This window comes from Arthrobacter sp. 05T442, from assembly GCF_056395945.1.
Window position 1 is genome coordinate 134988 of record NZ_JBFTKM010000010.1, and the last position, 11365, is coordinate 146352.

Annotated in this window: 10 protein-coding genes; 8 read left to right on the forward strand and 2 right to left on the reverse strand. The window is 62.5% G+C overall.

From position 1 onward, the window contains the following. Window positions 1-17: 17 nt before the first annotated feature. Window positions 18-1142 carry a DNA polymerase III subunit beta gene (gene dnaN / locus AC1DES_RS11805; protein ID WP_476895883.1) on the reverse strand — a complete coding sequence of 375 codons (1125 nt, stop codon included), beginning with the start codon at window positions 1140-1142 and terminating at the stop codon, window positions 18-20. A 574-nt stretch (window positions 1143-1716) separates the two neighbouring features. Beyond that, window positions 1717-3138, reverse strand: a complete 1422-nt coding sequence (gene dnaA / locus AC1DES_RS11810; protein ID WP_476895884.1) for a chromosomal replication initiator protein DnaA — start codon at window positions 3136-3138, stop codon at window positions 1717-1719. A gap of 464 nt (window positions 3139-3602) precedes the next feature. Between dnaA and rpmH the strand changes: the two genes are divergently transcribed. The 8 genes from rpmH (at window position 3603) to AC1DES_RS11850 (ending at window position 9326) form a co-directional block, all read left to right on the forward strand. Then, on the forward strand, window positions 3603-3740 hold the full coding sequence (gene rpmH / locus AC1DES_RS11815) for a 50S ribosomal protein L34 (RefSeq protein ID WP_003800212.1): 138 nt from the start codon (window positions 3603-3605) through the stop codon (window positions 3738-3740). Window positions 3741-3781: 41 nt separating this feature from the next. Next, a complete protein-coding gene (gene rnpA / locus AC1DES_RS11820) occupies window positions 3782-4192 on the forward strand; it encodes a ribonuclease P protein component (RefSeq protein WP_476895885.1) in 411 nt (136 codons plus the stop codon). Beyond that, on the forward strand, window positions 4185-4595 hold the full coding sequence (gene yidD, locus AC1DES_RS11825; protein WP_476895886.1) for a membrane protein insertion efficiency factor YidD: 411 nt from the start codon (window positions 4185-4187) through the stop codon (window positions 4593-4595). The genes rnpA and yidD overlap by 8 nt, the downstream gene beginning before the upstream one ends. Before the next feature lie 16 nt (window positions 4596-4611). Then, the gene (gene yidC, locus AC1DES_RS11830) at window positions 4612-5589 is read left to right on the forward strand and encodes a membrane protein insertase YidC (protein WP_476895887.1); all 978 of its coding nucleotides are present in this window, start codon (window positions 4612-4614) and stop codon (window positions 5587-5589) included. Continuing rightward, complete coding sequence (locus AC1DES_RS11835) at window positions 5589-6167, forward strand: Jag family protein (RefSeq protein WP_476895888.1); 579 nt, start codon at window positions 5589-5591, stop codon at window positions 6165-6167. Before yidC ends, AC1DES_RS11835 begins: the two co-directional genes overlap by 1 nt. Window positions 6168-6184: 17 nt before the next feature. After that, a complete protein-coding gene (gene rsmG / locus AC1DES_RS11840) occupies window positions 6185-6835 on the forward strand; it encodes a 16S rRNA (guanine(527)-N(7))-methyltransferase RsmG (protein ID WP_476895889.1) in 651 nt (216 codons plus the stop codon). Between the two features lie 86 nt (window positions 6836-6921). Beyond that, a complete protein-coding gene (locus AC1DES_RS11845) occupies window positions 6922-7989 on the forward strand; it encodes a ParA family protein (RefSeq protein WP_476895890.1) in 1068 nt (355 codons plus the stop codon). A 68-nt stretch (window positions 7990-8057) separates the two neighbouring features. After that, a complete protein-coding gene (locus AC1DES_RS11850) occupies window positions 8058-9326 on the forward strand; it encodes a ParB/RepB/Spo0J family partition protein (RefSeq protein ID WP_476895891.1) in 1269 nt (422 codons plus the stop codon). Window positions 9327-11365: the final 2039 nt, after the last annotated feature.

Here is an 11365-nt window from a genome sequence, read left to right on the forward strand (position 1 = left end):
ACGACGCCGGCTGAGGACTAGTTGGGCAGACGGACCGGCATGACCAGGTAGCGGTAATCGCCCTGGTCTTCGCCGTCGGCATCGTGCTGGGCGGTGATCATGGCCGGCTTGGGCGCCGTCGTGAACGAGAACCGCACAAACTTGGTTTCGATGACGCCGAGACCTTCGACAAGGTAATGCGGGTTGAAGGCGACTGTGATGTCATCACCGGTGAGCTGGGCTTCCAGTTCCTCCGAGGCCTGCGCGTCCTCGCCGGTGCCTGCATCCAGGTGCAGTTGCCCCTGCGTGAAGGCGAGGCGGACGGGAGTGTTGCGTTCGGCAACGAGCGAGACACGGCGCACCGCTTCGACCAGTTCCTGGGTCTGCACGGTGGCGTGGATGGGGGTCGAATCCGGGAAGAGCGAGCGGATCTTGGGGTAGTCCCCATCCACCAGGAGCGAGGTCGTAGTGCGGCCGCCGCTCTCAAACCCGATGAGCCGGCTGTCGTCGTCGGCGAGGGCGAGGTTGATGTCGCCGCTGCTGCCGAGCGTCTTCGCTACTTCATTGAGGGTTTTCGCCTTGACGAGGGCGCTCGTGGAAATGCCTGGGGTGACCGGTTTCCACGGGAGCTCACGCATGGCCAGCCGGTAACGGTCCGTAGCCAGGAGAGTGATGAGATCGTCCTCGATCTCCATCCGGACGCCGGTAAGGATCGGCAGGGTGTCGTCCTTGCTGGCCGCGATGATCACCTGGGACACGGCCTGGGCAAAGGAATCGCCCGCGACGGTGCCGCTGATCGGTGGAAGAGCCGGCAAGGGTGGGTATTCGGCTTCCGGCATGGTGGCCAGGTGGAAGCTGCTCCGACGGCAGGTCAGCGTGACCTTGTTGCCGTCGGTCTCGACCTCGACAGGGGCGGATGGCAGGCTGCGGCAGATGTCAGCGAGCAGCCGGCCGGAAACCAGGATCGTGCCTTCGGTGGTGATGTCCGCAGCGATTTCGAGGCGTGCCGAGGTCTCGTAGTCGAAGCTCGAGAGGCTCACGGTACCGGCTTCGGCCTTGAGGAGCAGACCTGAGAGTACGGGAACTGGCGGCCGCGGAGACAACGACCGGGCGGTCCAAGTCACGGCTTCTGCCAGGACGTCCCGTTCGACTCTGAACTTCACGGAAGGGTGCCGCCTTTCATTGCTGCTGTCATTGCCAAAAATCGTTGAACTCCTGCGGACGTGGCAGCGTTGCCGCGCTCCGTCACAGGGGAAGTGCTGTCTTCCCGGGCTTCGCGGCCCTGCTGGGAACCACAAAAGTTGTCCGGGACGGACGCACTGCAGACAGCTTAGCCCCAAGCCGAGCGTTTCTCCCATCCCCGGGTTACATCTGTGTTGTTCAGGCCCGGGTCCCCGCCGCCGGTCCGGAACGGGCCTGGGCGGTGTGCGGAGGTCGGACACGAAACTGTTGTTTGAGGGAATTTCATTTTCTTGGGATTAGTAGTGTTAATAACTGCTGTGGAAACTGTGGATAACTCTGTTTCGCGGTGTGATTCCGGGGTTAAGCCCTGTTCATGGACTGTGGGCGGCGCAGGTTTTAAACAGGCTGTGGATGGGGATAACATTTTTGGCCGATGCGCCGATCCACAGATGTCTTAAGGGTTTTAAGCCCATTAACCGCGGTTGTCCCCTTAACTATCCACAGGGTTGTCCACAAGCGCCTGTTAATAAGGTAGGGAGTACCCGGCGAAGCGGCTCAGGAATTGCGCTGCTGCTGCTTGATCCGGTTGGTCAGCTCGGTCACCTGGTTGTAGATGACCCGGCGTTCGGCCATCAGTTCGCGGATCTTGCGGTCGGCGTGGATGACGGTCGTGTGGTCGCGGCCGCCCAGCTCCTGCCCGATCTTCGGCAGGGACATGTCCGTGAGTTCGCGGCACAGGTACATCGCGATCTGCCGGGCGGTGACGAGCGTCCGCGTGCGGGACTTGCTGCAGAGCTCTTCCATGCTGAGCTTGAAGTAGTCGGCTGTCTGGGTCAGGATCTGCCCGGACGTGATTTCCTGGGCCCCGTCGTCGGTGATGAGGTCCTTGAGCACCATTTCGGCCAGTGCCACGTCCACCGGCTGGCGGTTCAGGCTCGCGAACGCGGTGACGCGGATGAGGGCACCCTCAAGTTCGCGGATGTTGCTTGAGATCTTGGACGCGATGTACTCCAGGGCATCGTCCGGTGCGGAGAGGCCTTCGCTGAGCGCCTTCTTCCGGAGGATCGCGATCCGGGTCTCAAGCTCGGGTGGCTGGATATCGGTCAGCAGGCCCCACTCGAAGCGGGACTTCATGCGGTCCTCGAATCCTGCGAGCAGCTTGGGCGGCTGGTCGGAGGTGATGACAACCTGTTTGTTGTTGTTGTGCAGGGCGTTGAACGTGTGGAAGAACTCCTCCAGCGTCCGGTCCTTGCCGGCGAGGAACTGGATGTCATCGATCAGCAAGACATCGACGTTGCGGTACGTGGTCTTGAAGCTCGTTCCCTCATCGTCGCGGATGGAGTTGATGAAGTCGTTGGTGAATTCCTCGGAGTTGACGTACCGGACCCGGATTCCGCTGTAGAGCCTGCGGGCATAATGTCCGATCGCGTGCAGCAGGTGCGTTTTGCCCAGCCCGGAGTCACCGTAGATGAACAGCGGGTTGTAAGCCTTCGCCGGTGCCTCGGCCACGGCCACAGCTGCCGCGTGGGCGAACCGGTTGGAGGATCCGATCACGAAAGTATCGAAGACGTACTTCGGGTTGAGGCGGCCGAACTCGTGTGAGGTGCTCGGCAGCATCGGCTGCGGCTTCAGCTCGACAGTCGGGTCGGCGGCCAGGGCTAATTCGACGGCGGGTTCCGGCTCCGTGTGCAGGGGCACCAGGTCGGTGTCCACATCGATGGCACAGCGGATTTCGTCGGAGAAGACATTCCGGAGGGCGTCGTCGAGGGCCTCTTTCACCTGGGTCTGCAGGACTTCACGGGTGAGCTCGTTCGGCACGGCAACCAGGAGGGTGGAACCGATGAGGCCCTGCGCCTGGGCGAGGATGACGAAGCCGCGCTGCCGGGGTGAGACACGGTGGTCGTTCTCCAGCAGGCTTACGACCCGCCGCCAGGAACTTCCGACAGTGTTGGCTTGGTTGGCTTCGTCTACTGTCATCAATCAGTTCCTCAAACTTGCTTGCCTGCATTACGTGCGGCCACAGAGTCCGGGCCAGTGCGCTGGCCCCGGCTTAATCCACAGGGTTATACACAGTCCGTGGATAATGGGCTACTGAGCCACTGTAGGGGATGAAAACGCCAGAAGATAGCTGGGTTGAGTCCTGTGGATAATTACACCGTTGTGGTTCTCAAGCGATGCCTGTGACGGGCTTCATCCACAGGCTGCGGCGGCAGTTAGCCACAGCTGGGGAAAGGTTGCGAACCGACCCCCGGTTTGACTCGGGAGGCCGGCAAGCCCTAACGTTGTGAAGTCCCATGTGTACGCTTTTCGCCTCATCTGAAGCTTTCCCGACGCCCCGCGCCGAGCGAGTTACGAGGCAAGCGGCACATACAAAACTTAGCGTCGGCCAGTTCTTCCCCTTGATCGGGTGGGCGCACCTTTGATCCACTGGAGTAACTAACGTGAGCAAGCGGACTTTTCAGCCGAATAACCGCCGTCGAGCCAAGAAGCATGGCTTCCGCCTTCGTATGCGTACCCGTGCCGGCCGTGCCATCCTGGCAGCCCGTCGTGGCAAGGGCCGCACCGAACTGTCGGCCTAAATAACTGGCTCGTCGGTCCACATCCCTGTGCGAGTTTAACGGTGCTAGCCACCAGGAACCGTCTGCGGACATCAACCGATTTTTCAACAACTGTACGTTCCGGTGTCCGCAATGGACGCCGGAACGTAGTGTTATATGCGGCAGCCCTGGCTGCCGATGAACCAAGCCGGATCGGATTCATCGTTTCCAAGAGTGTCGGGAACGCTGTTGTCAGGAACCTCGTTAAGAGGAGACTGAGAGAAGCCGGCGCTTTGTCGTTGCAGAAATACGGCAGCGGGTTCGCCATCGTGGTCCGGGCACTGCCCGCCGCGGCGGGGGCCAGCTGGGGCCAGCTGCTCGCCGACTATGACGCCGCGTTGGACACCACCATGAAACGGCTGGGCAACCGCCTTCCAGAGGCTGCTTCATCAGGTTCTTACGGGACAACACAGGAAGGGACCCCGCGTGCGTAACCCAACTGCCGCCGTCGTCCCTCCTCTGAAGACAGCCGCCTTAGTGCCGGCCCTTCGTTGGCTTGGTGATGCAGTTTGGAATCTGCCCCGTAATATCCTCATCCTGTTGCTGATGGCCTACCGCAAGGTGGTCTCGCCGCTGTACGGCCAGGTATGCCGTTTCTTCCCGAGCTGCTCGGCTTACGCCCTCGAGGCGATCACCGTTCATGGTGCCGTCAAAGGAACCTGGTTCGCTCTCAGGCGCCTGTTGCGCTGCCATCCCTGGAACGCCGGCGGTGTGGACCACGTCCCCGCCGGCCACTGCGAGTGGCCGGAAGGCCGCACCCCCACAATTGTTGTGCTGAACAATCCGGACAAGTATCTGGCTGCTCAGACTGATGGAGAAGGCCGCTCAGCGGCCTGACGAATAGGGATAACGTATGGACATCTTTGGAACAATTCTGGCCCCGTTCAAGTGGCTTGTTTCCGCCATCATGATCGGCTTCCATGATGGGCTGAGCTTCATGGGCCTGCCGGCAGCCAACGGCTGGACCTGGACGCTTTCCATCATCGGGCTGGTGCTGGTCATCCGCGCCGCCCTCATTCCCGTCTTCGTCAAGCAGATCAAGGCCCAGCGCGGCATGCAGCTGCTGCAGCCTGACCTGAAGAAGATGCAGGACAAATACAAGGGCAAGACCGATCAGCTCTCACGCCAGGCCATGGCGCAGGAGCAGATGGCCCTGTACAAGAAGCACGGCACCAACCCGTTCTCGGCGTGCCTTCCGATGCTGATCCAGATGCCGTTCTTCTTCGCCCTGTTCCAGGTGCTCTCCGGTATCAGCTCCGCCAAGGCCGGCGGCACGGGCATCGGTGCGATGAACATCGACCAGGTCAAGCAGTTCGACGAGTCGAGCATTTTCGGCGCCCCGCTCTCCGCATCGCTGCTGCACGGCAGCACCGCAGGCGGCGAGGTTGCGGTGTGGATCCTTTCGATCGCAATGATCCTGGCCATGACGGCGTCACAGTTCATTACGCAGAAGCAGATCATGGCAAAGAACATGTCCGAAGAGGCCATGGCGAGCCCGTTCATGCGCCAGCAGAAAATGATGCTCTACATCCTGCCGATCGTCTTCGGCGTGGGCGGCATCAACTTCCCCATCGGTGTCCTGATCTACTGGACCACCACCAACCTGTGGACCATGGGACAGCAGTTCTTCGTGATCCGCCGTATGCCGACGCCGGGTTCGCCCGCAGCCAAGGCCTTGGCCGAACGCAGGGCCGCCCGCGGCCTGCCGGCGCTGCCCCTCGTGGGCGCGAGGAAAGCGGACGCCGAGGCAGCCGAAGCTGCTGCCGTCGCCGCCGCGGAGGCCAAGAGCCAGCGCGTCCAGCCGCAACGTAAAAACAGGAAGAGGAAGTAATGTCCGCCGAGAGCACTGAACACGCTATTTCTGCCGAGTTGGCCGAGGACCAGGACGACGCTCAAGATGCGGTGCAGGACTCGGAAGGCCGCCCCGCCAAGGGCGCTACCGCAAGCCGCCTCGAAGAAGAAGGCGACGTCGCCGCGGATTACCTCGAAGAACTGCTGGACATTGCGGACATCGACGGGGACATCGACATTGAGGTCCGCAACGGACGGACCTACATTTCCATCGTTTCTGAAGAAGAATCGACCGGCCTGGAGAACCTGGTGGGCCGCGACGGAGAGGTCCTGGAAGCTCTTCAGGAGCTGACGCGGCTGGCAGTCCTGTCAGCGACGGAGAGCCGTTCCCGCCTGGTGCTGGACATCAACGGCTACCGTGCCGAACGGTCCGGCGACCTGCAGAAGATCGCGGAAGACGCCGTCGCGTCCGTCAAGGAGTCCGGCAACGCTGTGGCGCTGGCCCCGATGAGCGCCTACGAACGGAAGATTGTGCACGATGCCGTCGCCGACCTGGGGCTCGTGAGTGAGTCCGAGGGTGAAGGTGCCGACCGGCACATCGTTGTTTCTGCGGACTGAATCCGTTGATGAGTGTGATGGTTGAAATTACGGCAGCCGAGCTGCAGGCAGCACAGTCGATCTTCGGCGACCGCTTGGAGCTGGCGAAACGCTATGTCGAGCATCTGGCCACTTCCGGTACTGAACGGGGACTGATCGGTCCGCGCGAGGTCCCGCGGCTTTGGAGCCGGCACGTGCTGAATTGTGCTGTCATCGAGAGCCAGATTGCCCCGGGGAGCCACGTTGCCGACGTCGGAAGCGGTGCCGGCCTGCCCGGGCTTTGCCTCGCCATTGCCCGGCCGGATCTGGAACTGACGCTGATTGAGCCGCTGGAACGCCGGGTTATCTGGTTGCAGGAGGTCGTAGACGACCTCGGCCTCGACAACGTTACGATCATGCGCACCCGCGCCGAACTTGCCGTGGGAATGGTGGACGCCGACGTCGTTACCGCCCGTGCCGTCTCTGCCCTGTCCAACCTTGCCGGCCTGACCATTCCGCTGCTTGCCGGCAAGGGTGAAGTGGTGGCCATCAAGGGGCGCAGTGCCGGGGAAGAAATAGAGAAGGCAGCAAAGATCATCCGGAAGCTGGGCGGCGTTGAAACCTCCGTGGTCCTGGTGGGTGCTGACCTGCTCGAGGAACCCACGACTGTTGTCCGAATCGTAGTGAATAAGCCTCAAAAGATTGCCTAGCACCGGGCCCGGTGCCCTCGGAGTCCAAGGGGAAGAGGTTAGGCTAGTAACCGGCAGCAAAGCCGAATGAGAGTGAGTGTGTCACAGTGACCAGTAGCGAAGCCTCCACACAACGGATTCCCCCGTTTGTGTCCCTGGGGTCCGCACGGGCGTTCAGCGCGCCCGCAGTCGCTCATGACTACTCCGGAAATCGCACTGCTTCGGTTGCGAAGACCAGTGGAATGGCGGGTGTTTCACGTGAAACATCGGTTTCCCGCACCGGGAACGTGCTGGACTCCATTGATGACTCCAGCCCCATTGCGCGGGAGCTGGCTCACGAAAATAAGCGCCGCGAACGCCTCTTTGGCCGGGAACTGCCGAAACCGGAGAAGACACGCATCTTCACCGTTTCAAACCAGAAGGGCGGCGTTGGCAAGACCACCACGACGGTCAACATAGCCGCCGCCCTGGCTGCTGCGGGACTCAACGTACTGGTCATCGACATCGACCCCCAGGGAAACGCTTCCACGGCGCTCGGCATCGAGCACCATGCCGATGTCGACAGCATCTACGACGTCCTGATCAACGACGTCCCCCTGCAGGACGTTGTGGCCCCTTGCCCCGACATCGCCAAGTTGATCTGCGCCCCGGCTACTATCCACCTCGCTGGTGCGGAAATTGAGCTGGTTAGCCTGGTTGCACGCGAGCAGCGGCTGCGGCGGGCCATCGATGTCTACTGCAAGGAACGTGCCAAAAACGGCGAGGAACGGCTCGACTACATCTTCATCGACTGCCCACCGAGCTTGGGCCTCCTGACGGTCAATGCCTTCTGTGCGGCCAATGAGGTGCTTATCCCCATCCAGTGCGAGTACTATGCGCTGGAGGGCCTGAGCCAACTCCTGAAGAACATCGAGATGATCCAGAAGCATTTGAATGCCGATCTGGTTGTTTCGACGATACTTCTGACCATGTACGACGGACGCACGAACCTTGCCGCCCAGGTGGCGGCGGAGGTCCGCGAGCACTTCCCGGAGCAGGTTCTGGGTGCTGTAGTCCCGCGCTCCGTGCGCATTTCCGAGGCCCCGAGCTACCAGCAGACCGTGATGACGTACGATCCTTCCTCCAGTGGTGCCCTGTCCTATCTGGAAGCCGCAGCGGAAATCGCTGAACGGTAGAATCTTTTCAAAAGTTGCACTAGACAGAGCCAGGTGACTCCGGGCTCTTCCACTGGAGGGATTTATCCATGAGCGATAAGCGACGCGGCCTCGGCCGTGGACTTGGCGCACTCATTCCAAGTTCCGCCTCGGCTAACGCCTCTGGAAGCGGCTCTGCGCCGTCCCGGCCCGTGGATCTCTTTTTCCCCGAAGCCCGGAAGAGGACTTCCGACGCCGACGCCCCCGGGCAGGATGCTGCAGCGCCGCAGCCGACTTCAGCCAGGATGACTGCCGCCGAAGCCTCACAAGCAGCCGCAGAAGCAGCCGTGCCTGCGGCTGCCGGCCCTGGCGCTGAGGTTGGGTCTGAGACTGCTGTTCCGACGGCGGCGTCGGCTGTCAAGAAAAAGACGCCTGCCCGAAAGTCTCCCGCGGCGGAGTCAGTACCGGCCAATCAACCTGCGGAAGCGGTATCCGGCAACCCTGCGACGGCGGACCCTGTCCGGGAGCCCGGCGGCCGCCCCGACGTGGAGCTCGTCGAAGTCCCTGGTGTCCGCTTCGCCGAAATACCCGTCACGGACATTCACCCCAACCGCAAGCAGCCACGCTCCGTGTTCGATGAGGACGACATGGCGGAGCTGGTTCATTCCGTGCGTGAAATCGGGGTCCTGCAGCCAATTGTGGTGAGGACATCCACCGAAAACGGTGGCGAACCCTATGAGCTCGTCATGGGTGAACGCCGATGGCGTGCAGTGCAGGCCGCGGGGCTGGAAACCATCCCTGCAATCGTCCGCGACACCACGGACGACGACCTCCTGCGCGATGCCCTGCTGGAGAACCTGCACCGCAGCCAGCTCAACCCGCTCGAAGAGGCTGCCGCGTATCAGCAGCTGCTTGAGGATTTCGGCACGACGCACGAACAGCTGGCTGACCGCATCGGCCGCTCCCGTCCCCAGGTATCGAACACGCTGCGGCTGCTCAAGCTTCCGCCGCTGGTCCAGCGACGTGTGGCAGCAAGCGTGATTTCGGCCGGTCACGCGCGTGCGCTTCTGGCACTTCCCGACGCCGCCGCCATGGAGCGGCTGGCCCAGAAGATCGTCGCCGAAGGCATGTCAGTACGCGCGACGGAGGAAGCGGTGACGCTCTACCAGAATCCCGCATCCACGGCGAAAAACAATATCCCCCGACCCGGGGCACGCCATGAGCGCCTCGATTACTTGGCTTCATCGCTGTCCGACCGACTGGACACCAACGTGAAAATTTCGCTCGGTGCCCGAAAGGGACGGGTCAGCATTGAATTCGCCAGCGTGGAGGACCTCAACCGGATCATGGACGTCCTGACTCCCGGCACGGCGGGGTAGTCCGCCGTTCCCGCCGACTCTCCAGCAGGGCCTGTTTCACGTGAAACAGGCCCTGCTGGCGTCTGTGGGCCGTCTCACCGGAACGGCACCCGGACTCTTTCCGTGCGTCTAAAGAACTGCGGATGCGTCCTAGGCGGCCATCCGCTCGTTCCAGGCAGCGTCGATGAAGTGAAGGGCCGTCAATGGCGCACGGATCCCGGACTGGCCAGTGTACTTCGGTGATGTTCCGTGCATGGGACTGGAGTGTCCTGGAAGTCCTACTGGAGAGGCTCCGGCTCCTGACTTTCGTGATTTGGCGGTGTTCCGAACGGAGCCGCAAGGGCCGGGAATGTCACCTTGACCGACCCTCATGAGCGGAACCGTCCCTATCGGAGCTGAAGATACTGCAGCGCCGTTGCTGTGGGAGCCGAGCCGCGACTGATAGGTGGCTCGTGCGATCGCTGCGTATCCTGTCCTTGCCGTTTGCAGACATGCTTCAATCCCCGAAACGGTGGCTCCCGGCCGCAGTTGCAGCGCTCCCTGGTCCGTGGCGTCAGGACCGGCGTTGGTGCTCCCACCGACGTCCATGCCGCTGGTCGCCACCGGAATAGGCCTGCTTACGGCCGGGTTCGTCGTCTCCAGACCTAAACCCGCTGGTTGGCCAGCGCCAATATCCGGCGGGGCCGGAAATAGCGGCCGGCCGCAAGAGACCATGCCCGTTTTGGGCCACGGTAACGGCGATTGGTCCCCGGGCCGCCAGGACGAAGACGGTGCCCAATCGATACGTGTCCGCCGTTTCACGTGAAACAACGAATCGCAACGTGCGTCCGATCGGGTTCAGCCGGCGGACATGCGGGCTCATCAGCCCGTCAGCGGGGCTGGTTTTGCACGGCGCAAATCTCCGCCCTACTCACGGCGGGAATTTGGGGCTCTAACGCAAGCTGGAGCAGCACGCAGATGCGCCCGCCAGTCGGCACCGAGGGCACACGCGGAGCCCGCGGGGGCTGTCTGCCCTCCCCAGGGTCCCAAGCGCCGCACCGGGCTTGGAGGCGGCCGCCAGAGGGCGCTTAGGCCGCCCACCGCCAAGAACCCCTCCTGGAACGGAGATGCTCGAGAGAACGCGCGCGGTGGCCTGACGGGGTTTTCTCCATCGATGTCCCATGGACGTTGAACCACGTCATGCCTAGCCGGTGAGATTGCCCGGCGACCGGGTTCGCTAGAAGGGATGATCTTCGTGGAGGTTTACAGCGCGCGCCCCTAACTGTGAGGGGACGTTAGGAAAAGCTGACAGGCGGCCAAGGGTCCGCCCGCTGCCGACCATCTCGATTGCCCGCCGGTGGTCACCAATAGACCGTCGCGGTGGCCGCCTGTTGGCAGGACGATCTTGAGTCGGGCGCCATGAGCTGCGGCAGGGCCCGAGAAGCACTTCTGGGTTTGCGGCAGGTCTTCAAGCGCCCCTGCAGGGCCGTGGCGTACCGACCGACTTGACGACGCGCTCGTGAAGCTGCGTTGACGGACGGGATGGGCGCGTGGCCTTGACGCTCCCCCGAGCTCAAGTAGTCGCTCGAGGTCGCCGGACGATGGTGGCGGCGCCGAGGGCGTCGGGCGTTTCCGGCGCTCATTCGCCTGTGATTTGGCTGGCCGTCTGTGGGCATCATCGATCGCCACGACTGCGCAAGCCTTCTGGCCACCACCGGGCTCCGAAGTGGCCGCCTGTGGGCAATCCCCAATGGCCGCCAACACCCAACCGTAGACATGGAAGCTTCATTAGTCGGAGGGAAGCGATCCTCAGCCGGCGCCAACCATTGGGTAGTGGTGGGGCGGAGTTGATCCGGCTCGCTGACTGATGGCGTACGTGCAGCCCGGTAGGGGGAATCCCGGCAAACCTTGGGTGTGGAGAACCCCCTGAGGGGTCAAGTCCATTTGTGTGGTGTAACGCGTTTGTTGCGTGATTCTTGGGGTGGTTAGGCGCTGAGCGCCAGTTCGGGGTTGGTGTCCTCCTGTTCTGGCTCGGCAGCCGGCACGGTGCCGACGGTCTGTGATTGTTGCATGAGCTCGAG